Raw genomic sequence first — 25,486 nt, 5'->3', positions numbered from 1 at the left:
AAACCAACGCAATGACGGCGGCCAGCATGGCCGTGGGTGTTTTCTTTTTTTCTTCCGCCGGGGCTTGAGCTGTTTTCGGGGGCGGCAGGCCAGCAGCGCCCACGTCAATGGTGGCATCGGCCATGGTGGCTTCCAGATCCACCATGCTGGTGGCATCATCAATTTCGGCCTGGTCCACCTGAATGGCCTGTTTGAAAGCTTTAAAATCAGGAAAACGGTCTTCAGGGTCCTTTTCCAGGGCCTTGAAGATAGCCTTGCTGATCTGCGGCGGCAGGTTCGGCGCGTACTTGGATGGCGGCTCAGGGATCTCATTGAGGTGCGAAAACATGATTTGGGACGTTTCCGTGGCGGAAAAGGCCCTGCGGCCGGCAAACATTTCATAGAACACCAGGCCCAGGGAGTAAATGTCCGAACGCTGATCGATTTCTCTGGATTTGTCGAACCGTTCCGGCGGCGTGTAGTGAACCGATAGCATGCTGGCGGCCGTATCATGGGATGCGGTGGTGCCCATTTTGGCAATGCCGAAATCCATGATTTTGGCGTCGCCGTTTTTATTGATCATGATATTGGCGGGCTTGATATCCCGGTGCAGGATGCCGTGCTCGTGGGCATATTGAAAGGCATCCAGGGACTGCATGGCGATTTTATAGGCATGATTAAAAGGCAACAGCCCTTTTTGCTGCTGCAGCAGTTTTTTTAATTCAATCCCTTCCACATATTCCATGACGATGGCATAATTGTCGCCGTCCGGGAAAAACTCCAGCAGCTTGGTAATATTGGGATGGTCGAGTTTGGCCAGGATCATGGCCTCGTGGAAAAATTTCTTGACGACCTTTTGATTGTCCAGCGCCTGGGGGTTCAGCAGTTTCAGCGCAACGGTAGCGCCCTCGGAAGATGTGGCCATCCAGACGCTGCCGAAGCCGCCCTTGCCAAGGGCATTGGTTACATCATAGTCCCCTATCTTTTCGTTAATCATGTATCATTTCCTCAGGAGGCGCAGAAACCGGTTCAGCCAGGTCGGGGCACCTTCAACGGTGTCGATTCTCGCAATGACAACGGTAATGTTGTCATTGCCGCCGTTTTCATTGGCTTTTTCAATTAATTTTTTACTGATAGCGTCCGGGTCTCTGAACTCATAAACGGTTGCCAGTATTTCCTGATCGGGAACCTCTTTATAGAGGCCGTCGCAGCACAGCAGGACAAATTGATCCTTATGGATTCTTGCGGGCGTCGGGGAGGTGTCCACCTTCAAGTCTTCCTGAACACCGATCGCCCGGGTGATGATGTTTCCTTCGGGATGCGTCAGGGCTTCTTCCGCGCTGATGACGCCGGCCTTAACCAGGCTGGCAACGTAAGAATGGTCTTCGGTAAACTGGGTGATCTGATTGGCGAAAATGGAATATCCCCGACTGTCGCCGACGTGGGCATGGTACATGTCGGATCCCTGGAAAACAACCGCCGTCAGGGTGGAACCCAGCCCCTGTACGTCAGGGTCGCTCCGGCTTTTCTCCAGAACTTTTTGATTGGCCGCCTGAACTGACTTTTCAAGGGATTCCGGGATGCCGGCGCCGGTGTCGTCATAATAGGTCTGAATGAGCGTGTCGATTGCTAATTTGGAGGCAATGGACCCGCCGGCATGACCCCCCATGCCGTCGGCCAATGCCAGTAAAATTCCTTTTTTGTGGGCGGTGCCCTCCGGGGGGCAGAAAAACGCATGGGAGTCCTGATTTTCTTTTCGCTTCCTTCCGGGATCGGAAGCCGCTCCGATGGTAATTTGGCTCATCTGTCTTTATCCCTTATTCAGCTCTTCGGCATACCGGACCGGCCAAACGATGGAGTTTTCTTCTTTTTTAACATAGCCGTCTTTGCCGTACCACAGGTTCATCTGGAAGACATATTGCGGTCCGAACTTATGTTTGGTCTTGGACCAGTATCCCACATGGGTCAATACGTTCGTAAAGGGATGTCCCGTGGGCAGGGCCGGGTTCTGTTTCTTCGTGTCCACCAGGACTCTTAATTCCTCTATGGTGGGGAGTCGCCAGCCTGCGTAGCCTTTGACTTCAAGCGTCCGGCAAAATTCATTGGCATCGTCCCAGGACACGGCGATGGTTTTGGGGGTTTGCAGCCACATCAGACTGGTGACCCGATCCGTAACGGTGCCGTCGCCGTTTTCCACAAAGCGGGCGAGCACTTTTCCGGTTTTGCGGTCCTTGACTTTTCCATCGCCGATGTAAGCAAATCCTTTGGGTTCTTCTTCGATGGAAAGCGATGCCGTCTTTACTATCCCCTCGGCATCATCGGCATTGCGGGCCGCCACTGAAAAATTGATGTCGCCGGTAATATCCAACTTTTTAGTAAAGCGCCAGCTGGTGCCGGAACCGGTCATGTCATAACGGTCGCGGCCGATTAAAAGCGAAACCCCCTTGGCCGGCTTGTCGGTGCTGGCTGTAAAGGTAAACTCCTTGCCGGCATAGCCTTTGGGCGGATTCACCTGGGCGGCAAGGACATTGACCGGTTCCAGTGGTTTCTTGGTGGTGGTGATAATGCCTTCACGGGACTGGCCCTGGGCGCCGTCCTTGTTTTTTGCGCCGACCCGGTATTTGTTTTCCCCCAGCTTGTCTATCTTGGCAACGTATTTCCAGTCGATTCCGGAGCCCGTCATTTGATAGACATCGCCCTCAATGGCGATAAATACGGACTCGGATGGTGCGGTGGTTTTGGCATTTATCTCAAAGCTGTCGCCGGAATATCCCTTGCCGGGGCTGACGACATTCACATCAACCGCCGCAACATTGGGGATGGGCAGCGGGCTTCGCTTCGTCAGCAAATCACCGCCGCGGGATTGCCCGGTTGCGCCGTCCGTATTTTTGGCAATAACGGTAAACTGTTTTTTGCCGATATCCGCAATGGTCTTTTTAAAGCGCCAAGTATTCCCGGCGCCTTCCATGGGAAATTCCTGACCGTCGATCTGAATGGCGACGGTATTTGCCGAGCGGTTGGTCCTGGCCGTGATGGTAAATTCTTCGCCGGCATATCCCTCCCGGGGGGTGGTCTCCACCTGGACGATGTTCACCGCGGCTGCCTTGACGACAAGGTTGCCTTCTTTGGCGCGCCCCTTGACGCCGTCTTTGTTTAGTGCGGCAACTGAAAAGTCAACGCTGCCGGTGTCTTCAAGGGCCCTGGTCAGAGACCAGTTCGTACCGGAACCCTGCATTTTATAGCGGTTGCCCTTGATGAGTATTTCAACCGTATCCGCCGGCTGGTCCGTTCTGGCGCTAAACTTGAAATTTTCGCCTTCGACGCCCCGTTGGGGTTCCACTGTCAACGCTTCAATATTGGCGACTTCCGCTCGTCTCGGGATGATGGTAAACTCACCCGGGCGGGGTTTGCCGCTGATCTCTCTTTCATTCAACGCGGCGATTTTGTATGCGGTTTTCCCTGTTTTTTCGGCGGTTGCGCTGTAGGTCCATTCCGTGCCGGCGCCTTTCATGCGGTGTTTCTGTCCATCGATATCGATCAGGACTTCGGATGCCGGGGCGCTGGTTTTGGCTTTTACCAGGAAGGTGTCGCCGGGATACCCCTTGTCCGGGCTGACTTCGGCGGCGACAATCTCAACTGCCGGAACCACGGAGAGTTTATTGATGACAAACTGGCCGCGCTGATCAACGTCGGTTCTGAATCGGCCCCGCGCAATTTTGGTGCCGGCAATTTTGGATATTTGAAAAATGATATTTTCATCAAAAATCAGGTTTTCAAAATCGAGCACATCGAAAGTATTGTCCAGCAGCGCCTTGCGGATGGAATAGGCGAACAGACCCAGATCGTCGGTATTCTTGCTGCCGGGCCAATGCTGGTCGCCGAAGGCAATGAGTTCTCGTGAGCGCCGGCCGGCCAATTCCAAAACTTTTTCGGTGTAGCGCAGGTCAAATGGTGAAACGGTCGTGGCCCGGGGTCTGAAGAGCTTGCTTGAGAAGGGAGAGTCGGTAATGACGCACAGGTTTTTAGCCTTGAACTTGTCGGAAGCGAATACTTCTTCGGATACGGCCGCATGATTGATCCAGGTCATTTTGGACGTTTCTTTGCCGTTTTTGGGAATCCAGTAGGTTTCGCCCTGGTCGTCTTCTTTGCTGTGGCCGAAAAAGAGGATCAACAGATTGTCTTTTTCGGTCAACCCTGTCGCAAACTTGTCCAGGTAGGTCAAAATGTTGACCAGGTCGGGTTTTTCTTTGGTGGTATCGGTCAGCAGGACGATGTTTGATTTTTTAAAATCATATTTTTCGGTGAGAACTTTGGCTATTGCTTCAGCATCTTTGACGGGGCTTTTCAGTTCGGGCCAGGCATCGTACTTGTTGATACCGATGATCAGTGCATGATTGGTGCCGCTATCAGCCACATTTTTATCTGCGACCGCAGATATTCCTTTTGCGGCAAAACCTGCCCAGAAAAAAACGACAAGGCCGGCGAGTATTATAGCGATTGATTTAGAAACAGTCATCAATAACTACTGTCCGTCAAAAGGGGGTTTTAAGTAAATCCGGGCGATTTAATTGCACTGTCTTGACAGTTCCAAATTATAGGTTGAGAATCGGCAACTGTCAAGAAATGATTGATATTCTACCGGGTTTCATGTTAGATTTGTAGTTATAAAACATGCGTCCGTTCATCTGGCTCAGACCGACACCCAAAAACCTTAAACGGATCTGCATTTGTGAGCCATGATTATTTACTATTCCATTCCGCCTCATACGCCCGAACGATTTGAATCCCGAGCAGACACCATCATCATCGGCCGCAGCCAAAAGGACGGCCAGTCGATTGATCTGGATTTATTGCAGGATGAATATGCGTCTCACCGGCATGCCCGCCTGACCTTTGGGAACGATCAATACTGGATTGAGGATCTCGGCAGTCGCAACGGCACCCTTGTAAACGGAAAAGCGATTTCTAAAAAAACTCGCCTCACTCCCCGGTCAATACTGCAGATCGGGGAAACGGTTATGACCGTCCAGATGGAGGCGGCTCCCGTTGCGGCAGCAACCGTGGATCAGGAGGAGCTGGAAGGGACCATCATCAATACCGATGATGTAATGATGTCGATTACAAAGACCGAGCGGGGGGACGCCTTTGGGATGCCGGCCCAGGAATGGCGAAAGCTGAAAGCGTTTAACGATCTTTGCCAAAGCATTGGCAAGGCCGGCACCATCGATATGCTGGATAAAGTTCTGGTTGATCAGCTTAAGCAGGCGATGCCCTGCGCCCAGCGCGGCGCCATCTTAATGCCGGATTCGCGCGGGGAACTGCTCCTTAAGGCACACTGGCCGGCGGGGGACCATTCCGTCAGTACGACCTTGTCCAAGCGGGCCTTTGCGAATCGCGAAGCCTTTATCTGGGCTGCGCCGTCGGAAGCTAAAACCGGACCGGCCTCCCCGCACAGCGCTGTTTACTTCAAAGTCCAGGCGGCCATATATGTGCCACTGACAATCGGCGAGCAGGCGCTGGGTGTCATCTATGTGGACAACTATTTGAGCCGGGAAGCCTTTTGCCCTGCCGATCTGGAATTGCTCAGGGCCATAGCCGGCCAGGTATCCGTATTTTTAAGGGATCATGTCTTGCGTGAAGATCTCAGACGCAAAGAAGCGGCCCAGAACAATCTGATGCGGCAATTTTCATCGGAAAGCGCCAAGCGGGTGATGGACAAATACGGCGGCATGCGCGGCGGCGGCGAAAGGGTCGATCCGGTGACGATCCTTGTGACGGACGTCCGGAATTTCACATCCCTGAGCGCCCAAATGGACCCGGACGATGTTGTCCGCATGCTCAACGAGATGTTTGACGCTTTTGTTCCGATCATATTTGAGTACGACGGCGTCGTTGATAAATACGTTGGTGATTCGGTCCTGGCGGTTTTCGGCAGCCCGGACCACGACGACCGCCAATGGGAAAAGGCGATGCGGGCAGCTATGGAAATGCAACAGGCCATCGAAAAACTATGTGAAGGCAGAAAGGTTCGACGCCTGCCCGTTTTCCAAGTGGGTATCAGCATTCACTCCGGCGAAGTCATCCATGGGTTTATCGGATCCGCCAAACGCATGGAGTACACCGTCATCGGGGATACCGTCAATATGGCCGCCCGCCTTTGTGACGGCGCAGATCCGGGCGAGATCATCATCAGCAAGTCCGTATATGAACGTGTTTACCAGATGGTGGAAGTCCTGCCAAAGATGATAAGGACCAAACATCCGGACAAAGAACCCGATCTGGAAGCGTATATTATCAAAAGGGTCAGATAATGGGGCGTTCTCTATAGGTCTCGGGGAGTAAAAAAAAGAGGCTTATGGGAAAATTTATTTTTAGACCCGGCACACCACCACGCTGACATTATCCTTGCCGCCGGCCGCGTTGGCGGCATCAACCAGATGCGTGGCAATCTGGTCGACCTCATGGAGATCGGTCAGAATTTTTAAAATGTTTTTATCAGTCAGCATATCCGTGAGGCCGTCACTGCACAGAAGGTAAACATCGCCCGCCTGCCATTTCTCCCAGGAGATGTCCGCCGATGCCATTTTATTGGGTCCGATGGCCCGGGTAATAACATGCTTGGCCGGCTCGGCGCCCTGTCGGCCGCTTTTTTCCCATTGTGCAAGAGCGGAGTGATCGGTTGTCAGCTGCTTGAGATTGCCGACCCGCCAGCGATACAGGCGGCTGTCTCCCACGTGAAACCACAGCATGAAATCCTCTTTGACCGGAACCAGACCCACAATCGTCGTCCCCATGAACCGCTTCAGGTTGTATTTTACATTGCGCTCATAGAGCAGTTGATTGGCTTCTTTGACTGCATCTTCGACAATGGCGGAAAGACATATCACTTCCGTGGGGATTCCTTCGGCATCCGTGATATCGGCGAGTTCCTGCAATAAAATGTCCGGGTGTAGACGCTCCTTCAAGACCCCGATGGCGGTTTTGCTGGCTTCGGCACCGCGTTCATGCCCCCCCATTCCATCCGCCAGCAGCATAAAATGACCGGATTCATCAATAAGGATATGGTCTTGATTGTCCCCCCGGGAGCGACCGGGATCCGAGATGCCGCTGGCATGAATGTGCGGCATGTTAACCTTCATATGAACGCGCTCGGTTGTTTTCATTTCGTTTGCCCTATGGTTCAGTCCGGATCAACAACCTGGGTCTTTTCATCGATGCCCAGGTCATAACTTTTGGTTTTGGTATTGTCGACCGCTTCCGGCGGAGCTGAAACATTAAATTTTAGAACTGTTCGGGGACCCAACTGTATCCGGTCTCCATCGGCAATCGGTTCACGGCCGGCAGCAATGTCGCGTCCATTGATCTGAGTTCCGTATTTACTGCCCAAATCCCGAATAAAAAACCGGTTGGCGTCTAAATAAATTTCAGCATGCCTTCTGGATATGGCCTTGTCCGGGATGGCGATATCGTTGTCATCGCCGCGTCCAATCGATATGGCGCCGGTCAGCTCAAAAGTTTTTCCTTTATCCAGACCTTGATTTTCAACAACCGTCAGGGTGGCCGCCGGAACCGCTATTTCCGCGACTGCACCGACTTTATCTGCATTCTCGGCATTCCCCCAAAATACGGTTTCATCCTCAATATCCCGCGCGATTTTCCCGTGCGGTTCGGGACAATCGGTCCGGGCAAGCATTTGCACGGCCGCTGCAGCGCCTTTTTGCCGTCGGCGAAACCACCAGAAGACGCCCCCGGCCGCTGCAAGGAGCAATGCCGTTAATGCTGCCAGTTGAACGATAAATCCGCCGGCAGGTCCTTCTTTTTGCGCGGTTGAATCCGGCGGCAGCACCGGGGAAATTGGCGCCGCCGCCACCTCCCGGGTCATTTCGGTGATCCCGCTCTGTCCCTTGATGTCGATTATCTCCACCCGAAGAACATGCAATCCGGCGGACAGTTCTGCGGTAGGCCAATCGAATGTGTCAAACGGCGGGGACGTAATTTCCCCTTTCAGGGCGCCATCAACATAATAACGGAGCTTTGCGGTGGTTTGCTCCGGTACAATGTTTACTTTCACCTTCAGGATATCGGCGGATTGATCACTGGGCGTAATATCGGCGAAATTCACTGACGGCGGCTGGAGGACCGGCAGGGGCGGAACCCAGAACCGCTTTTCGTCCTGACTCTGCCGGCCCTGGTGCTGAACCTTTATTACCAGTGAATGTTCACCGCTGGGAGTCTGGGAGTTGTATGTCAGCAGGTACTGGTTTTTCAGCTGATCGGCCAGCGTTTGATAGAAGCCTTGCAACTGCTCCAGCGAGGCGGCCAGCAAACTGCGGCCGCCGGTCAAATTGGCGATACGTCCCAATTCCTTGGCGTCGACTTTCGGCCCGACACCGATCGTGTAGATCGGGACCCGGATTGTTTTGGTGGTAGCCAGATCGATGACATCGGTGACGTTATGCGTACTGCAGGGCCCGTCGCCGCGCTCGTCTTTTCCGTCGGTGAGCAGAATAACGGCCCGTCGGCCCCTGGGAATTTCCGCGGCCTTTTTGACGGCTTCAAAAGCGGTATCGTAAAGGCAGGTATAGGCATTCGGTTTGGCCTCAAGTCCTTTAACGGCTGAAATTACGGCGTCATGATCGGAACTGAAATCGGAGTGGAGCCGGGGGTCCCTGTTAAAACTGAAAAGCGCCAGACGGTCATCGGCAGAAAGCATCGCGATAAAATCGGCAGCGGCTTTCCTGGCCGCTTCCATTGAGGTCTGGCCGGCGGTATCACGCGCCTGCATGCTGCCGCTGGTATCAATGGCCAGCACAACGGACATGGGATCGGCGGTGGGGGCTACTTTCTTAATGGTCACGGACTGACCGTCCTCGAGCGCTTTAAAATCCGAGGGGGCCAGATTGCTGATCGGTTTTTGGCCTGTTGCCGTAACCGTGATGTAAGCGCGGACTTCATTTGCATATTGATCGGCAACGGCAGCAGCCTCAATATAATTGATGGTTACCTGTTCAACCGGCTGTCCCGGGACGCTTGCCGCGGGCAACACAACGGCTGCAATAACAACCATAAAGCCGAATGGGAAATTAAATTTTGATCTTTTTGGTTTCACGAATAAAATTCCCCTTATTACTTAACAGGCTGCCCGCCCGATGCCCTTTCCGATACCATTATTAATACGACCTCTTTTGTCCAATTTCGGACGCTGCCCTATATGAAATGCCGGGTATAGTACCAGGGCCGGTTTCAAAGTTTAATCCCGCCGCGGCGGGATCCACTTTCATGGGGTTGAACTAAATTGAGCATTTTTAAGGTCTCTTAGAATTTGATGGAAAAGTGCACCGCCATGTCCGAATCAAGGGTCACGTCGCGACCCAGGCCAATCACGCCGTTTCCCAGCAACGGTGTTTCGTCGCGTTTTATCTGGATACTTTTTTTGCCCTGGATCAAGACAAACGTTCCGTTTGAGCTTTGATCGATCAGAACAAATTTGCCGCGGCGATATTCAATGCGGGCATGAGATCTTGAGACGCGATTGTCATTGACCACGATATCGTTGTGCGCTTGTCGTCCAAGGGTGGCACTGGGGCGGTCGATATCGACATCCATGGTGCTTCCGGCAAAGGACAGTTCCAGCCGGGACCGAATGGCAAGCGCTTCTAAAGAGCCGTCCAGCATGACCGTCACATCATGCTGTTCCCAGATGATTTCGTAGATATTAACTTCTCCGCTTTTGCCTTTGATGGTGGTCCTGTCAATGCAATGGGCGGATTCGCGCAAATCCGCTGAAAGTGCGTTTATCGTTTCTTCGGTCGTTAGAATCTGCCGTTGCTTGGCCAGCGCCACCATTCGAGCGGCGACATTGACGGCGTCTCCAAAGACATCCCCCTCCTCTTTAACCACCGATCCGATCTGAATACCGACGTAAATATTGGGAGGAGAAAAGGCGGGTTGATCAGGCAAGGTCATCTGTTCAATGGACTGGTGCATTTCCTTTCCGGCAGCGATGGCATCCGTGGCGCTGGGAAATGTCGACATGATTTCATCACCGATGGTTTTGATGACGACACCCTTGTGCTTTTTGGTCACGTCCGCCATGCGCGAAAGACAGGCGCCGATGAGATGTTGGGCTGTGGCGTTACCCAGCGTTTCGTAAAGATGGGTGCTTTTTGCAATGTCTGCAAATAAAATGGCAAGGGTAGCGGTTTCGCGAGGCATAGCCACCTCATGGAGTAATAGGTCAATCGACAGTAAATACAAAGTTAGATATAGAATTGTTGCTGTTGTGTCAATGGAAAAATAAAACGCATATCCGGCAGCTGGTCTTAGCAGCAGGCCTCAGGCCCCCATCGATGACCCGGTTAAGCCCGACGAGGCAATGACCGGCGGGCTCCGGCCGTATTGCCGCCGGACTTTGCCAAGGCGTACTGTTTGTGCTAAAATCACTTCAACCAGCAAAGGTGGCCCTCCGTAAGACGGCTTGACTGGCTGGAAAGGTGCTGACGGAAGGGTGGACATGCGGGCGCGCTTAAATTCTCCCGCTCGCGCAAAATTCAGATAATAACATAGGAGCGGAAACATGCGGATAAAGATAAAAGAATATTCAGTATCGAAGGTGATTCGGATGAGCCTGTTCAGGTTTGGCGTTTTGGTTGCTTTAGTGATGCCGGCAACAGGGGGCCTGGCTGAGGGCGCCGGGGAGCGCTATTACAGTATCCACCTGGCTTCTTTTAAATACCTGCAGAACGCCAACCGGCATGTGAATTCGCTCCAGGAAAAAGGGAAACTGGTTTTTTGGAAAGAGGTCGATATCCCCGGTAAGGGGATTTTTTACCGGGTTTTTCTGGGGAAATACGCCACCCGGGAAGCGGCGGTCCGCTTCTGGGAAAAATTAAACCAGGAAGGGGCGGTGAGTTATTTCGGCGTTTATGAATTCAAGGAGAGTGTAGCGTCCCTGAAGCCGCCGGAACTGTCCATTGAAAAGCCTTTACCCCCGACGGAGCAGCCCCCGGCATCGAAACCGACAACTCCTCGATTTGTTGACAATCAGAACGGGACGGTGACCGACACCCAAACGGGTTTGATGTGGGTTAAAAACGGCTGGCGGCTGGATTTTGTGTCGGCCTTGACATGGTCGGAAGCAATGGAAAAATGCAGGAATTTCAACTTGGGCGGCCATACCGACTGGCGGCTTTCATCTGTTGATGAATGGAAAACACTCATCGAGACCGAGCGGCAGGCGCCCGCCCTGGTGGAGCCGAATCCCTTTGAAAACATCATCATTCATATGCCTTACTGGTCCCAAAGCGAGTTTGCGGTTTCCGGCGGCCCGACAATCAGGCCCGACCCTCCCTCCGCCCGGGCCTATACCGTCATGCTGTATACCGGAGAAATTCATCATCAGAAAAAAAGCGACCGGGCGTTTGTGATGCCGGTCAGGGTCAATAAGTAGGACAGGGGTCGGGGATCAGGGGTCAGGGGTCAGTGGGGGAAGGCAGAAGACAGGAGCCAGAAGTCAGAAGGCAGAAGTCAGGGGATAGGGATCAGAGGATCACTTTTCCTGCAGACGCCGCAGATTTGGCAGGATTCCATGGGGCAGGGGGGCGATGGTTTAGCCTTCAGCGCTTTTTTATATTCTGCTTCTAAAAACGATTTATTAAGGCCATGCTCGATAAAATCCCAGGGGAAGCGTTCCTGCAGGTATCGCTCCCGGTGAACATAAAAAGCGGGGTTCAGGGGGGATTCTTTAAAGGTCTGGGGCCAGTTTCCCCTATTGGAATGGGCTGCGAGCAACAGATCGGCAACCCTGCGATCCCCCCGGGAAAACAAGGCCTGGAGGTAGGCCCAGCGGGGAATATCCGCGTGCAGGCGGACGTTTGCCACCGGCTTTAATCCCTTTCGGACGGTTTTGATCTTGTCTTTCAAAACAGGCACTTCATCCATGGGGGCCCACTGAAAGGGGGTGAAGGGTTTGGGGACAAAGGAGTTCAGGCCGACGGTGATATCGCCGATGCGTTTCCGGGCCCTGCTGGACTTTAAAAACGTGTGTTTGATCCGCTTGCACAACGACACGATGCCGTCTACATCTTCCGATGTTTCGGTGGGCAGCCCGATCATGAAGTAGAGCTTTAAATTCGGAATGCCGTTCTGAATCAGCATCTGGGCGGCATTGAGTATGTCCGCCTCCGAAATGCCTTTGTTGATGACAGCGCGCAGACGCTGGGACCCTGCATCCGGAGCGATGGTGGCGGTCTTGACGCCGCTTTGCTTTAGGACGCCCACCAGCCCGGCTGAAAGGGCGTCGGCCCTTAATGAACTGAAGGAAGCGGTCATGCCGCTATGGAGGATGCGGCTGCAGAGGGCTTCGATTTCAGGCAGGTTGGATACGGCCGCGCCCACCAAGCCGACCTTGTCGGACAGCGACCGGCCCTTTTCCAGACAGCTCTCCAGGATCGGCAGCGGCACGAATCGCGGCGGCCGGTAAATATAGCCGGCACTGCAGAACCGGCACCCATGGGGGCAGCCCCTGCCGGTCTCCACCAGGAAAGAACGGCCGAATGTGGTATGGGACGTAATAATTGCACTGGTGGTGGGGGCGCGGGAGAGATCGTCCAAAAAGACGCGCTTGATTGTAGGGGGTACATCGCCAAGCGGCCTAAAAGAGGAGAGGGTGCCGTCGGTTCGGTAGCGGGGCTGATAAAATGCCGGCACATAAATACCGGGTATATTTTGAGCGAGGCTCTTTAACAGCGTTGCCCGGTCGACCCCGGGATCAAAGCGTTCAACAAACTGTGTCAGGACGGGCTCTGCTTCTCCTATGACAAAAAGATCGATAAATTCTGCAATCGGTTCCGGATTGGAAAAGCAGGCGACTCCCCCTGCCATGACGAGGGGGTGGGGGTTGCCTCTGTCAATGGCTTTAAGGGGGAGCGCTGCCTTTTCAAGTACGGTGAGAAGATTGGGGAAATCGTTTTCAAATGAGATTGAAAACGCGACGATATCAAAATCGCCCAGCGGACGGCCGGATTCCAGAGAGACCAGACGTTGGGCCTTCGGTCCATCGTCCGGTAGAAAAGCGCGTTCGCAGACAACAGCGTCCATCCGGTTGAGGAGCTGGTAAACGGCTTGAAAACCGAGGTTGGACATGCCCACATGGTATTGATTGGGATACACGAGGGCAATCTTCGTGCGACCGCTCCAGTTTTTTCGAACCGTTCCCTTTTCTGATTCCAGCAAGTTCGCATATGATGTTTCAGTTTGGAAAACCATTTGTTCCAGTAAATACAATTATCCCGGACGCTTTACAACCGTAAAAAAATATCACAATCGCCGGCCGGGTTAATCGGCTTTTCTTCTCAAAAACGTGGGGACGTCCAGGTCGTTCTTGTCGATAACGATTCCGCGGTACCCGCGATAGGTGGCGCCGCCGGATTCGCCCACCGCCTCCTGCTGACGGATAAAGGTCGGCTCATCGTAATCGATGGCGTTATCCAGATCCGCAGGGGTCACGTCCCGTAATTTTCCGCGCAGGGGCGCTTCACCGTGCCGCAGCGGTTTTTTGGCGTCGAGCTTTTCCCCGATCCCGGTTGCAATGACCGTCACGCACATTTCATCCTTCATATTGTCGTCCACCACCGCTCCCCAGATGATGTCGGCATCTTCACCGACTTCATGGTAGATCCGCTCGGAGGCTTCGGTCATTTCCTCCATGGTCAGATCCGGTCCACAGGTAATGTTCATCAAGACGCCCTTGGCGCCATTGATGGTGATGTCTTCCAGCAAGGGGTGCGAGATGGCTCTTTCGGCAGCTTCGATGGCGCGGTTTTCACCGGAAGCGATGCCGATTCCCATAATGGCCATGCCGGCTTTCGACATGGTGGTGCGGACATCGGCAAAGTCAAGATTCACCAGCCCCGGCATCATGATGAGATCTGTAATTCCTTTGACGGAATGGAGCAGGATCTCATCGGCCTTGCGAAACATTTCAATCATGGTGGCGTTTTTGGCGGCCAGACCCCTTAAGCGGTCATTGGGAATGGTGATGACCGTGTCGGCGAATTTCTTTAATGCTTCAATCCCTTCCTGGGCCTGGCGCGCACGTTTTTTGCCTTCGAACGAAAACGGCTTGGAGATGACGGCGACCGTCAGGGCGCCCAGCTCCTTGCAGATTTCGGCAATAATCGGTGCGGCCCCGGTACCGGTTCCACCCCCCAGACCGGCCGTGATAAATACCATATGGCTGTCTTCCAGTGCGCTGATGATGGCCTGGCTGTTCTCCAGGGCGGCATCCCGTCCGATTTGCGGGTCCGCACCGGCGCCCAGTCCTTCCGTCAATTTTTCGCCAAGCTGAATCTTGACGGGTGCCTTGGAGATTTCAAGGGCCTGGGCATCGGTATTGGCGGCGATAAATTTAACGCCCTGGAGTTTGGAAGCGATCATGTTGTTGATCGCGTTCCCGCCTGCTCCGCCGACACCGATCACTTTAATTTTAGCAGACTTTTCGTTGTCAACATAGGTAAACATCATTTCCCCCCCCTCCTGACTTGTTGGTGTTGTGGGCACTTTTATGTGCCCGGTTATGTTAAATCACATCCTTGAACCAGCGTTTCATGCGGGTCATGACGCGGTTGAAAATATTGGTATCCCGAATTCTGAACTTTTTGGGAGATTGGTTTTTGGCGCCGTATAAGACCAGACCGACACCGGTGGCATACATGGGATTGTTGACCACATCCACCAGCCCGGTGATACCCACCGGCTGACCCAGCCGGGTCGGCAGATTTAATATCGATTCGGCCACTTCGCTCACATCCTGCAGCAGGGCGGAACCGCCGGTTACCACCAATCCGGATGCGATGACGTTTTCCATGCCGGCGCGGTAAATTTCTCTTTTGATCAAGGTGAAGATTTCCTCCATGCGCGGCTCTAATATTTCACCCAGGATCTGCCGGGGAAGCTTTCTGGGTTTGCGGCCCCCCATGCCGGGAATTTCAATGCTCTCGTCACTGCTGATATTCTGGGCAAGACAACTGCCGTATTTTATTTTAATCTTCTCGGCCTCGGCGATGGGCGCCCGCAGCCCGATGGCAATGTCGTTTGTCAGGTTGTTGCCGCCAAGGGCCAGAACAAACGTATGCTTGATGTTTTTTTCGGAAAAAATGGCGAGATCCGTGGTGCCGCCGCCAAGGTCCAGCAGGGCCACCCCGAGCTCCTTTTCCTCATCCGTCAGGACCGCCTCGCCCGAAGCCAGTGATTCCAGAACAATGTCGCAAACATCCAGACCCGCACGGTTCGCGCATTTTACAATATTGTGGGCCGAGGTGACCGCACCGGTAACGATGTGAATTTTTGCTTCCAGGCGAACGCCGGACATGCCGATGGGGTTCTGGATTCCGGTTTGATCGTCCACAATATATTCCTGGGGCAGGACATGGATGACTTCACGGTCCATGGGAATGGCCACCGCCCGGGCCGCATCGATGACGCGGTCGACGTCATTCTGGGTGATTTCCGGTCCTTTGATGGCAACAATTCCGCGACTGTTGAAGCCGGTGATATGGCCGCCGGCAATCCCGGCGTAAACCGATGAAATTTCACATCCGGCCATAAGCTCGGCTTCTTCAACCGCTTTTTTAATGGAATCGACGGTGGACTCGATATTGACGACCACCCCTTTTCTCAGCCCGATGGAGGGATGCGTTCCAATTCCGATAATATTAAGGTCCTTGCCGGAGATTTCGCCCACTACGGCACAGATTTTGGTCGTTCCGATATCAAGGCCTACGATAATATTTTCTTGCCCCTGCACCCTATACCTCCTTTTGATCCAAGCCCGTTGGGGGCGTTTTAACCGGATGGACAACCACGCGGTTTAAATCGTTTAAATCAATTGTCATAAAGTCAGGGATGGCCGACCTTGCCCTGAGATGAATCAGAATGTTCTTTAAGTTTTCATATTTACCGGGATAGTCGTCGTACCCCAGCTTGATCTGTTTATTTTCGCCAAAAGCGAGCAGCGTCAGACCGATTTCGCGGTCAACGCGGATGGTTTGAATGAATTTGTTGGGCAAAACACTATTGCCTTCCCGCCCCAGGGTCAACACCGTCATGACCGCTTCAAAGGTGGGGGTGCGGTGTGTTCCGGAGGCATTGATATCGCTGAACTGAAGCCCGGTGATGACGGGCAGGTTTTCGGGGTCCGTCGGCCCCCATTCCTTGAAAATACCCCCCCCTGCATTGATGATGAATTTGCGACCCAGATCGATAACGGCCATGGCCTGCTGCTCTCTAATGTGAATATGGATTTCATTGGGCAGCTTCCGACTGATATCGGCCTCTTCAATCCAGGGATGGGCCAAGAGTCTTTTTCGGGTCTTTGTCAGGTTCAGCGACAGAATGTTGATCCCCCTTTGAATATTCGCCTGGCGGATGATGTCATCCGCAGTCAGTCTGTTGCCGCCGGTAACGACGAGGTCCTGGGCGTTAAAATAGTCGTATTGCGTTAAAAAATCATGGCATAACACAAACCCGAGACTCATGACCGTCAGGGCGGACAGGAACCCAACCGTCTTGATAATCTGGATCCAGCGACGCTTGCGCAGCGACGATTCTTTTAAAGCGCTGTTCTTATAATAATTTTTTCGAGAGGGTTTACCTGCCAACAATTTTAACCTCCGGCTCCAGAGCGATGTTAAACATATTCAGTACGGCGGCTTGGGCGGTTTCCATCAGCGCCAGAATGTCGCCGGCCGATGCGCCGCCGCTGTTGATGATAAAATTGGCGTGCTTGGGCGAAATCAGGGCGCCGCCGATTTTTTTCCCTTTTAATCCGGCCAGATCGATCAGTTCGCCGGCGGGTTTGCCGGAAGCCGGATTCTTGAAAAAGCAGCCGGCGCTGGGAAGGTGCGTCGGCTGGCTCGCCCTGCGCTTTTTTAGAATTTCATCGGCCTCATGCTGCAATTGCCGTTCGTCTGACGGTTGAAGATAAAAATGGCCGTCTATGATGACGGGGTAGCCGGGCGTGAGATGCGCCATTTCATTTTTCAAAGAAAGCTTCCGGTAAGAAAAGTCGAGTCGCTCCTTTGAAACTGTTTGGGTTTCGCCGGTGGGGGCCAGAATGGTGATCCCTTCCAGAACATCTTCTATCCACCCATGGGAGGTCCCGGCATTCATCATGATGGCGCCGCCCACCGTGCCGGGGATTCCCTGGGCGAAATTCATCCCCTTTAAATTAGCGGCCATGGCAAAAGCGCATAGCTTATGCAGGCGGGCGCCCGCCATGGCCCTTACCACCACGCCGCTGCCCCTGCTCGCAATCGTTGAAATCTGATTCAGGCACTTCGTTAAAACGATGACGATTCCGGCAATACCCGTGTCTTTTACCAGCAAATTGGTTCCGTCGCCGATGATCAGAAAGGGGAGCTTCGCCTCTCCGGTCCATTGGATCAGCAACCGCAAGTTTTCCAGAGTCGCCGGGGCCACAAAAGCTTCGGCCGGTCCGCCGACCTTCAGGGAGGTGTGCCGGGACATGGGCTCATCAAAGCGCACATCTTCCCCAAATCGATTTTGGAGCCATTTTCGGGCAGTTCTATCTAAAACCATCAAACACCTTCACCTTAAAACAGTTCGACTCATCAGAACTTTAAAGATAAAATTTGTGTACCGATTTTCCAAACGTCACCTGCCCCCAAGGTCAGCAGAATGTCGCCGCTTTTTAAGACTTTTTCAAATAAACGGATGGCGGCCGCGAAGTCTATGCAATAATGCGCTTCTTTGTGTCCATGGGCCTTGATGGCTTCACACAGCACCGGACCGTCCACCTCCGGGATTACCTTTTCGCCTGCCGGATAAATCGGCAGGACCATGAGCAGATCCGACTGATAGAAAGCGCGCGTAAACTCGCCAAACAAGGCCTGGGTGCGCGTAAACCGATGGGGTTGAAAGGCAACCACAATCCGGCGGCCGGGCCAGCTTTCCTTTATGGCCTGCAATGTGGTTTTGATCTCTGTGGGATGGTGGCCATAATCGTCCAGAACCGTGATGCCGGCTGTTTCCCCTTTAATTTCCAGGCGGCGCTGGACGCCGCCAAGGGTTTCCAGCGCGCTTTTAATGACCGTAAAGGGAATGTTCAGTTCGACGCCGACGGCGATGCTGGCCATGGAGTTGAGAACATTGTGAATGCCGGGCAGGTTGACGGTGATGTCGCCCAGCTTTCGGCCGAGATGATAGGCGCTGAACCTGCTCTTTAAGCCTTCAAAGAGGATCTCCCGGGCCTGGAAATCAGCCTGGGTGCTGATGCCATAGGTGGTATAGCGCTTCTGAACCCTGGGAATGATGTTCTGGATGGATTCGTTGTCCAGACACAGGACCGCCAGGCCGTAAAACGGTATGCGGTCGATAAAATTAATAAAGACATCCTTGATGCTGTCAAGGTCCGCATAAAAATCCAGATGTTCCCGGTCGATATTGGTAACCACCGCGATGGCGGGTGAATATTTGAGAAAGGACCCGTCGCTTTCATCCGCTTCCGCCACGATAAAATCACCCTTGCCCAGTACCGCATTTGACCCGATCCCTTTTAATTTTCCGCCGATGACCACGGTGGGATCCAGCCCCCCCTTTGCCAGGACGGACGCAATGATCGAGGTGGTGGTGGTCTTGCCATGGGCGCCGGCAATGGCTACGCTGTATTTTAAGCGCATGAGCTCGGCCAGCATTTCGGCCCGGGGTATGACCGGGATGGATGCCCGGCGGGCGGCGACAACTTCAGGATTTTCCGCATTGACGGCGGAAGAGGTCACCACGACATCGGCGCCGATGGTGTGGCTCTCGGCATGGCCTTCATGAATCACGCCGCCCAGCCGCTCCAGATTGTCGGTGATATCCGATAATTTAATGTCGGAACCGGACACCTTGTAGCCGAGGTTGAGCAACAATTCCGCAATGCCGCTCATACCGATGCCGCCGATGCCGACAAAATGGATATGGTATTTTTTAAGATACATTCTCGATTTTTATTCCTTCTCTGATAACAGCGTTTTCTCCCGATCATCTTAGGAGAAAGGGTTCAATCCTGCCGAGGCAGGACGGGGTTCAAGGGTTCAAGGGTTTCCTTCATTTCACTTGACCCCTGGAACCCTTGGCCCCTTGAATCCTAATCCTTTGGCAGATAACCCCATCTAACAGTCCTTAATTTCGTTCCAATGCCAACTCATAACACCCATCCACAATCACCCGGGCCGCGTCCGGTCGGCCCAGGGCGCCGGCTTTTTGGGACATGCGCCTCAGGGCTTCGGGGTTGGCGGCATAATATTCAATGCGCCGGGCCAAAGCGCGGCCGTCGAGATCTTTTTCCAGCATGATTTCAGCCGCTCCTGTTTCCGATAATGCCCGGGCGTTGAATTCCTGATGATTGTCGGCGGCATAGGGAAACGGGATAAATATCACGCCTTTTGCAGCAACGCTGATCTCCGCTACCGTGGTTGCGCCGGCCCGGCAGACAACCAAATCGGCCGCTCCATACTGATGCGCCATATCGTCAAAGAAGGGCGCCGCCAAACCCGCCACGCCGGCTTCCTGATAGGCCTGTTTCAGCGCCGCTTCATCCTGAATGCCGGTCTGATGGACGAAATAGAAGCGGTCCTTGTCCTTGAGATGCCCAAGCGCCTCCATGACAGCCAGGTTGATGCGGTGGGCGCCCTGGCTGCCGCCGATGATCAGAACCCGGAATTGCTCCTTCGGCTGCGGGGCGCTTCCGGCCGCTTCCGGGTGCGCCCTCAGTGCCCGTATTTCCTTTCTGACCGGATTTCCGCTGACACATACCTTGGCCTGATTGAAAGGGGCGCAGGCATTTTTAAATGAAACAAAAATGCGCCGGGCAAAACGGGACAACATCCGGTTGGTCATCCCCGGCAATATGTTTTGCTCGTGTAACGCGATTTTAATGCCCATGAGCCATGCTCCCATGACAACCGGTCCCGAGGAGTAGCTCCCGACCCCCAAGACCACATCCGGACGATACGCGCGGATGACCCGGACGGACCCTGCTATTCCCCAGGGGATCTTCAGCATTGATTGAACCTGATTGAAGATGCCCCGCCCTTTGATGCCTTCCGCCGCAATGGTTTTGAGACTGAACCCCGCCTTTGCCAATACCGACCGTTCCATGGGGTTGCCGGTACTGACAAACAGGACCCGATTGCGGGGGTTGCGGGCCATGAATTCCTGGGCGATGGCGATTCCCGGAAACAGGTGCCCCCCGGTGCCGCCTCCCGCAATAATGATCCCCAGTGCGTCGCCGGGAATAGCGGCGGCGTTATTATTTTGGCTTTTGGCAGCATGTTGATTCATCGGGCCCTGGCAGTTTCGATATTCATCAGTATTCCAATGGACGCCATGTTGATCAGCAGGGAAGTCCCGCCGTAGCTTAAAAACGGCAGGGTCAGTCCCTTGGTCGGTAAAAGCCCCAGGCAAACCCCCATATTGACAACAACCTGGAGCGCCAGAGCCGAGGTCAGCCCGAGCGCAACAAACGATCCGAACAGGTCGTCGGTGTTCCGGGCGATGGCAAGGCCGCGCCAGACAATCACGCTATAGAGCCCCAGGATCAGGAAAATGCCCACGAGTCCCAGCTCTTCGCCGATAACCGAAAATATAAAGTCGGTATGGGGTTCCGGCAGGTAAAACAACTTCTGGTAACCCTTGCCGATGCCGGCGCCCCATATCCCGCCGGTGCCGAAAGCCATCAGGGAATGAATGATCTGGTATCCCTCTTCGGTGGGATACTGCCAGGGATCCAGAAAGCTCATAATCCGTTTTACGCGGTATTCCGCATGAATCATAAAGTAGTATAATACCGGCAGGACCAGCAGCAGGGACGAGGCCAGGTGCAGCAGGCGCGCGCCGCCGACAAACAGCATGATCCATGTCAATGCCGCTAAAATAACGACCGATCCAAAATCCGGTTGTAGAAATATCAACACGGTAAATGCCGAAAGCACCAGCACATGGGGCAAAAATCCGATATAAAAATCTTTAAGGAGATCCTTTTTTTTGCTCATGGAATAGGCCATAAAGATGACAACGCTAAACCGCGCGAATTCCGAAGGCTGAAAGGACACCGGTCCAAAGCGCAGCCAGCGGGTGGCCCCCCCCACCGAGGAACCCAATCCCGAAACCAGGATGGCAATGAGAAAACCCAGCGCCGACAGCAGGATCGGATATGCCAGAAATCGATACCAGCGGTAAGGGATATGCTTGTATATCACCAGTGCGATAATGCCCCCCATGGCGAAAATGGCCTGTTTTTTTAAAAAGAAATACTCCGTACCGAATTTTTTAAGCGCCAGGGCCGAGCTGGCGCTGTAAACCATGACAATACCGATTCCCACCAGCAGCAGTACCGGAAACAGCAGCAGGATGTCGTATCTCAATGACGCGGTCTTCTGCTTCTCTATGGCCATGGTGGTTTCCCGTTACAGTTTTTTAGCCTGTTCAGAAAAATCCCTGCCCCGTTCCGCGTAGTTTTGATACATGTCAAAACTGGTGCAACCGGGTGACAGCAGGACAACATCCCCGGGGGCGGCCGCCCGGGCAGCCTCAAAAACGGCCGTCGCCATTGTGTCTGCCGTTGATATCGGTACCTGACGGTCCAGTGCCGACCGGATCTTGTCTTTGGCCTCTCCCAGGACGACCAGGTGCTTGACCTGCCGGTTTGCCGGCTCTTTTAGCAACCCAAAGTCGCTGCCCTTGTCACGTCCGCCCATGATGAGAACGATCCGTTCGCTGAAGGCTTCCAGCGCCCGCACAACCGAATCCGGGGTGGTGGATTTGGAGTCGTTGAAATAACGAACCTCCTTTCGGGTGACAATATGCTCCAGCCGGTGGGGCAGCCCCCTGAATTCATTTGCGGTAGCGTTGATCCCGGCAAAGTTGCCGCCGGCTGCCAGCGCCGCCAGGGATGCCGCGGCCACATTTTCAAGGTTATGCCTGCCCAGCAGATGGATCCCGTCCACGGGGAGCGAGTGGCGCCCGCTTTCTTTTGTCAGCAGGACAATTTCGCGGCTGTCGATCACGGCGCCCTCAACCGGCTCTGTTCCAGCGTTCTTGTGATGGTTGAAAAAAAGCTGCCGGCTTCTGATGCCGCTGCTCAAGGAGCGGATGTGCGGGTCCGCTCCGTTTAATATGGCAACGTCGTCCTCCTGCTGATTTTTAAATATCAGGCCCTTGGACCGGATGTAGGCATTAAAGTCCGCATACCGGTCCAGATGGTCCTGGGTAATGTTGAGCAGCACCGCCACCTTGGGTTTGAAATGCTCACTGGTGTCGAGCTGAAAACTGCTGATCTCGGCCACAATAACATCAGCCTTTTGCGCTCCCTCCAGATAACTGATTAGAGGGGTGCCGATATTGCCGCCCACAAACACCCGCAGTCCGGATTTTTTCAACATTTCCCCCAGAAGCGCGGTTGTGGTTGTTTTGCCGTTTGTGCCGGTTATTGCGACAAGCGGCTCCCGGATAAACCGGCTGGCCAGTTCAATTTCTCCCAGGACCGGAACCCCTTTGGCCCTTGCGGATTCAATGACACCAAGGGTGTGGGGAACTCCCGGGCTTAACACAATGAGCTCCGCTTGTTTAAATGATTCCGGACGGTGGCCGCCCAATTCCAGGCGGATATCCATTTCCCGGACGGCTGCAAGCCGGGGTCCCAGGGCCGCTTCACCTGAAATGTCCGTTACGGTGACGCTGGCGCCGTTTTTTTTCAGAAACTTCGCCAGGGCAACGCCGGTGACACCGAGACCGACAACCAGGGTATGTGTATTTGTCAGATTCATTCTGCTATATAAGTTTGCAGGTTACGGGCCGTTTTGTTTTTTGCCGTCTGTTTAGGGTTAGTTGTTGCCTTTTTTTGTTTCCGCGATAGTTAAATGTACATGCCGTCAGCCCGTAACCTGCAAGATTAAATTTTTATTCCTTACCTCAACTTCAACGTACTCATGGCAATCAGTGCCAGGATAATCGCAATGATCCAGAAGCGGACGATCACTTTGGGCTCGGCCCACCCTTTTAGTTCAAAGTGATGATGCAGGGGCGCCATCCTGAATATGCGGCGGCCGTGGGTCATTTTAAAAAAAGCCACTTGAAAGATGACCGATAGGGCTTCGATGACAAAAAGCCCGCCCACCAGGACCAGCAGAATTTCCTGCTTGGTAATGACCGCGACCGAACCGATGGCCGCTCCCAGGGAGAGCGACCCCACGTCCCCCATAAAAATCTGGGCCGGGTAGGTGTTGAACCACAGAAATCCGACCCCGGCGCCGGCGATGGCGCCGCAGAAAACCGCCAGTTCGCCGCTGCCGGCGACATAATTGATCTGTAGATAGTCTGCAATCCGGACATGCCCGGCCACATAGGCGAAGATCATATAGGTTGCCGCCACGATGATGGCCGGTCCGATGGCCAAGCCGTCCAGCCCGTCGGTTAAATTGACCGCATTGGAAGTGCCCACGATCACAAACGCCGCAAAAAGAATGTAACCCCAGCCGAGATCCGGTGAAACTTTTTTAAAAAATGGAATGGTTACAATTGTATTAAAGTCGAGGCTCCAATAGACCAGCAGACCGGTGGCAAGGGCCAGAACGGATTGCGCCAGGAATTTGCTGCGCGCCCCCAGCCCTTTACTCTGTTTTTTGACCAGCTTTAAATAATCATCGGTAAAACCGATGGTGCCGAAGCCCACCGTCACCAGCAGGACGATCCAGACATAGGCGTTGGTCAGGTCGGCCCACAGGAGCGTGGACAGCGCAATTGAAAAGATGATCAACGCGCCCCCCATGGTGGGCGTGCCGGCCTTGGTAAGATGGGACTGCGGGCCGTCATCGCGGATATATTGCCCCACCTGCAGGCTGCTTAATTTTCGGATGGCCCAGGGCCCCAGCAGAAAACAAATGAGAAAGGCCGTCAGGCTGGCGTAGATCGTCCGGAACGTGATGTAACGAAAAACGTTTAACACCGACAGGGTGGAGCTCAGCGGATATAAAAAATAATAAAACATATTATTGCGTATCTCCCCAGACCTTGAGGCCGATGACGATTTTTTCCATTGCCATGCCCCTGGAGCCCTTCACCAAGACCCAGTCGCCTGTTTTCAGGCGCCCGGTCAGATCCGCCAGGATTTCTGCATGAGTGCCGCTGAATATGGTCCCGGCGTCCGTCCCCCCTTCCAGTGCGCCGGCCTTAACGGCTTCGGCGTAGTCTCCGGTGAGATACAGCCGGTCGGTGTGGGCCCGGGCGCTGAACGCACCGATCTCTCTGTGAAGGGTTTCAGACCCGTGGCCAAGCTCCAGCATGTCGCCTATCACCAGGATGCCGCGTTTGTTTCCCTTCAATTCGCCTAAAGCGGCGATGGCCGCCTGCATGGACGCCGGATTGGCGTTATAGGTATCATCGACGACGGAAACGTTTTTCCGGGTTTGAATGATGTTCATGCGGCCGCCGACAGCCTTGAAACTTTCCAGGCCGGTCTTGATTTCCGCTGCTGAAAATCCCAAGGTTAAACCGACCCCTGCGGCGGCCAGGGCGTTGTAAACCATAAATCGTCCGGCAGCAGCCAGGGTGATGTTGATTTCTTCGGCCGGCAGAATCAGGCGGAAGCTGACGGTCGCAGCGGTGCTTTTGACTGCCAGAGCGCGGACAGCCGCATCTTCGGAAAAGCCGAAAAACGTGACGGCCAGATCTGTTTTTTTCGCCAGTTCCATCACCCGGGGGTCATCGGCATTTAAGACGGCCCTTCCCCCCGGGTTTATTTTTTCCAGAAGTTCCCCCTTGGCCCGCATGACGCCGTCTAAGGACCCCAATCCCTCCAGATGCGCACGGCCGATATTGGTTATGATGCCCACATCCGGCCGGCAGATTTCCGCCAGCCGGCGGATTTCACCGGCGTGGTTCATGCCCAGTTCAAGCACCGCCCATTGATGCCGGGGCTCAAGCTTCAGGAGCGTCAGCGGCAGTCCGATTTCATTGTTTAAATTGCCGCTGGTGGCTAGGGCCCGAAATCGTTGGGCGACCACCGCGGCCGTCATTTCCTTGGTGGAGGTCTTGCCGTTTGATCCGGTGATGGCAACAACGGAAATCCCGGCCCGCTTGCGGTTAAATCCTGCCAGATCACCCAAAGCCCGGGTGGTATTCTTTACGGCAATCACAACAACCCCTTGCTTTTTTAAGATATCGAGGGCCAGGGTTTCGCGCATTGATCCGTCCACGATAATGCCGCGAACGCCTGCGGCCAACGCTTGGGGTATGAACCGATGACCGTCATGGACCTGGCCCCGGATGGCGACAAACAAACTGCCGGCGGCGATGCTGCGGGAATCGATGGAAATGTCCCCAAAGAACTGCCGCATATCCCCGCTCAACAGGTCGCCGCCGGTGGCCGCCAGCAGGTCGGCTGTCGTCCAGGGGATCGGCCCGGAGACCGAAGGACTATCTTGTAACATCATTAAAGCCAGCATAG

Annotated in this window: 19 protein-coding genes; 2 read left to right on the top strand and 17 right to left on the bottom strand. The window is 54.0% G+C overall.

Annotated elements, in window-relative coordinates:
* From P1P89_07280 to P1P89_07270, 3 genes are all read right to left on the bottom strand, one after another.
* On the bottom strand, positions 1–976 hold a 976-nt coding region (locus tag P1P89_07280; GenBank protein ID MDF1591301.1), incomplete at its 3' end, for a serine/threonine-protein kinase.
* 3 nt (positions 977–979) lie between these two features.
* On the bottom strand, positions 980–1,783 hold the full coding sequence (locus P1P89_07275; GenBank protein MDF1591300.1) for a Stp1/IreP family PP2C-type Ser/Thr phosphatase: 804 nt from the start codon (positions 1,781–1,783) through the stop codon (positions 980–982).
* A 6-nt stretch (positions 1,784–1,789) separates the two neighbouring features.
* Positions 1,790–4,495 carry a DUF1566 domain-containing protein gene (locus P1P89_07270; protein ID MDF1591299.1) on the bottom strand — a complete coding sequence of 902 codons (2,706 nt, stop codon included), beginning with the start codon at positions 4,493–4,495 and terminating at the stop codon, positions 1,790–1,792.
* A gap of 220 nt (positions 4,496–4,715) precedes the next feature.
* On the opposite strand from P1P89_07270, the gene P1P89_07265 reads away from it, so the two are divergent.
* Positions 4,716–6,290, top strand: coding sequence for an adenylate/guanylate cyclase domain-containing protein (locus tag P1P89_07265; GenBank protein MDF1591298.1), 1,575 nt, complete (start codon positions 4,716–4,718; stop codon positions 6,288–6,290).
* Between the two features lie 60 nt (positions 6,291–6,350).
* Here P1P89_07265 and P1P89_07260 read toward each other — a convergent pair whose 3' ends face one another.
* The 3 genes from P1P89_07260 to P1P89_07250 form a co-directional block, all read right to left on the bottom strand.
* Positions 6,351–7,142, bottom strand: coding sequence for a protein phosphatase 2C domain-containing protein (locus tag P1P89_07260; GenBank protein ID MDF1591297.1), 792 nt, complete (start codon positions 7,140–7,142; stop codon positions 6,351–6,353).
* A gap of 17 nt (positions 7,143–7,159) precedes the next feature.
* Positions 7,160–9,088, bottom strand: a complete 1,929-nt coding sequence (locus tag P1P89_07255; protein ID MDF1591296.1) for a VWA domain-containing protein — start codon at positions 9,086–9,088, stop codon at positions 7,160–7,162.
* 206 nt (positions 9,089–9,294) lie between these two features.
* Positions 9,295–10,194: an adenylate/guanylate cyclase domain-containing protein gene (locus P1P89_07250; protein MDF1591295.1), complete on the bottom strand. Its 900-nt coding sequence runs from the start codon at positions 10,192–10,194 to the stop codon at positions 9,295–9,297.
* A gap of 361 nt (positions 10,195–10,555) precedes the next feature.
* Here P1P89_07250 and P1P89_07245 point away from each other — a divergent pair, with 361 nt between their 5' ends.
* Positions 10,556–11,428, top strand: coding sequence for a DUF1566 domain-containing protein (locus tag P1P89_07245; protein MDF1591294.1), 873 nt, complete (start codon positions 10,556–10,558; stop codon positions 11,426–11,428).
* A gap of 77 nt (positions 11,429–11,505) precedes the next feature.
* Here P1P89_07245 and P1P89_07240 read toward each other — a convergent pair whose 3' ends face one another.
* The 11 genes from P1P89_07240 to P1P89_07190 form a co-directional block, all read right to left on the bottom strand.
* The gene (locus P1P89_07240; GenBank protein MDF1591293.1) at positions 11,506–13,212 is read right to left on the bottom strand and encodes a radical SAM protein; all 1,707 of its coding nucleotides are present in this window, start codon (positions 13,210–13,212) and stop codon (positions 11,506–11,508) included.
* Positions 13,213–13,314: 102 nt separating this feature from the next.
* On the bottom strand, positions 13,315–14,502 hold the full coding sequence (ftsZ, locus tag P1P89_07235; protein ID MDF1591292.1) for a cell division protein FtsZ: 1,188 nt from the start codon (positions 14,500–14,502) through the stop codon (positions 13,315–13,317).
* Positions 14,503–14,557: 55 nt separating this feature from the next.
* Entirely contained in the window at positions 14,558–15,784 is a 1,227-nt protein-coding gene (gene ftsA, locus P1P89_07230; protein MDF1591291.1) for a cell division protein FtsA, read from the bottom strand.
* Between the two features lies 1 nt (position 15,785).
* Positions 15,786–16,637, bottom strand: coding sequence for an FtsQ-type POTRA domain-containing protein (locus P1P89_07225; GenBank protein ID MDF1591290.1), 852 nt, complete (start codon positions 16,635–16,637; stop codon positions 15,786–15,788).
* Entirely contained in the window at positions 16,627–17,577 is a 951-nt protein-coding gene (gene murB, locus P1P89_07220) for a UDP-N-acetylmuramate dehydrogenase (GenBank protein MDF1591289.1), read from the bottom strand. The genes P1P89_07225 and murB overlap by 11 nt, the downstream gene beginning before the upstream one ends.
* A 32-nt stretch (positions 17,578–17,609) precedes the next feature.
* Positions 17,610–18,980 (bottom strand): UDP-N-acetylmuramate--L-alanine ligase, encoded by a 1,371-nt coding sequence (gene murC / locus P1P89_07215; GenBank protein ID MDF1591288.1) that lies wholly within the window; start codon positions 18,978–18,980, stop codon positions 17,610–17,612.
* Positions 18,981–19,164: 184 nt separating this feature from the next.
* Positions 19,165–20,325, bottom strand: a complete 1,161-nt coding sequence (murG, locus tag P1P89_07210) for an undecaprenyldiphospho-muramoylpentapeptide beta-N-acetylglucosaminyltransferase (protein MDF1591287.1) — start codon at positions 20,323–20,325, stop codon at positions 19,165–19,167.
* A complete protein-coding gene (gene ftsW / locus P1P89_07205) occupies positions 20,322–21,437 on the bottom strand; it encodes a putative lipid II flippase FtsW (protein ID MDF1591286.1) in 1,116 nt (371 codons plus the stop codon). Before ftsW ends, murG begins: the two co-directional genes overlap by 4 nt.
* Before the next feature lie 12 nt (positions 21,438–21,449).
* Positions 21,450–22,808 carry a UDP-N-acetylmuramoyl-L-alanine--D-glutamate ligase gene (gene murD, locus P1P89_07200; GenBank protein ID MDF1591285.1) on the bottom strand — a complete coding sequence of 453 codons (1,359 nt, stop codon included), beginning with the start codon at positions 22,806–22,808 and terminating at the stop codon, positions 21,450–21,452.
* 140 nt (positions 22,809–22,948) lie between these two features.
* Complete coding sequence (gene mraY / locus P1P89_07195; protein ID MDF1591284.1) at positions 22,949–24,028, bottom strand: phospho-N-acetylmuramoyl-pentapeptide-transferase; 1,080 nt, start codon at positions 24,026–24,028, stop codon at positions 22,949–22,951.
* A gap of 1 nt (position 24,029) precedes the next feature.
* On the bottom strand, positions 24,030–25,472 hold the full coding sequence (locus P1P89_07190; GenBank protein ID MDF1591283.1) for a UDP-N-acetylmuramoyl-tripeptide--D-alanyl-D-alanine ligase: 1,443 nt from the start codon (positions 25,470–25,472) through the stop codon (positions 24,030–24,032).
* Positions 25,473–25,486 lie beyond the last annotated feature (14 nt).

The sequence above is a fragment of the Desulfobacterales bacterium genome (assembly GCA_029211065.1).
Classification (GTDB): domain Bacteria; phylum Desulfobacterota; class Desulfobacteria; order Desulfobacterales; family JARGFK01; genus JARGFK01.
Note: the sequence above shows the minus strand (reverse complement) of the source record. Positions and strands in the feature narration are given on the sequence as shown.

Coding starts and splice junctions, on each gene's coding strand:
- ftsW (MDF1591286.1), bottom strand. CDS start 21,437: ATGGCCATAGAGAAGCAGAAGACCGCGTCATTGAGATACGACATCCTG.
- murC (MDF1591288.1), bottom strand. CDS start 18,980: ATGTATCTTAAAAAATACCATATCCATTTTGTCGGCATCGGCGGCATC.
- P1P89_07275 (MDF1591300.1), bottom strand. CDS start 1,783: ATGAGCCAAATTACCATCGGAGCGGCTTCCGATCCCGGAAGGAAGCGA.
- P1P89_07260 (MDF1591297.1), bottom strand. CDS start 7,142: ATGAAAACAACCGAGCGCGTTCATATGAAGGTTAACATGCCGCACATT.
- P1P89_07190 (MDF1591283.1), bottom strand. CDS start 25,472: ATGATGTTACAAGATAGTCCTTCGGTCTCCGGGCCGATCCCCTGGACG.
- mraY (MDF1591284.1), bottom strand. CDS start 24,028: ATGTTTTATTATTTTTTATATCCGCTGAGCTCCACCCTGTCGGTGTTA.
- P1P89_07265 (MDF1591298.1), top strand. CDS start 4,716: ATGATTATTTACTATTCCATTCCGCCTCATACGCCCGAACGATTTGAA.
- P1P89_07245 (MDF1591294.1), top strand. CDS start 10,556: ATGCGGATAAAGATAAAAGAATATTCAGTATCGAAGGTGATTCGGATG.
- murB (MDF1591289.1), bottom strand. CDS start 17,577: ATGGTTTTAGATAGAACTGCCCGAAAATGGCTCCAAAATCGATTTGGG.
- murG (MDF1591287.1), bottom strand. CDS start 20,325: ATGAATCAACATGCTGCCAAAAGCCAAAATAATAACGCCGCCGCTATT.
- murD (MDF1591285.1), bottom strand. CDS start 22,808: ATGAATCTGACAAATACACATACCCTGGTTGTCGGTCTCGGTGTCACC.
- ftsZ (MDF1591292.1), bottom strand. CDS start 14,502: ATGATGTTTACCTATGTTGACAACGAAAAGTCTGCTAAAATTAAAGTG.
- P1P89_07250 (MDF1591295.1), bottom strand. CDS start 10,194: ATGCCTCGCGAAACCGCTACCCTTGCCATTTTATTTGCAGACATTGCA.
- P1P89_07270 (MDF1591299.1), bottom strand. CDS start 4,495: ATGACTGTTTCTAAATCAATCGCTATAATACTCGCCGGCCTTGTCGTT.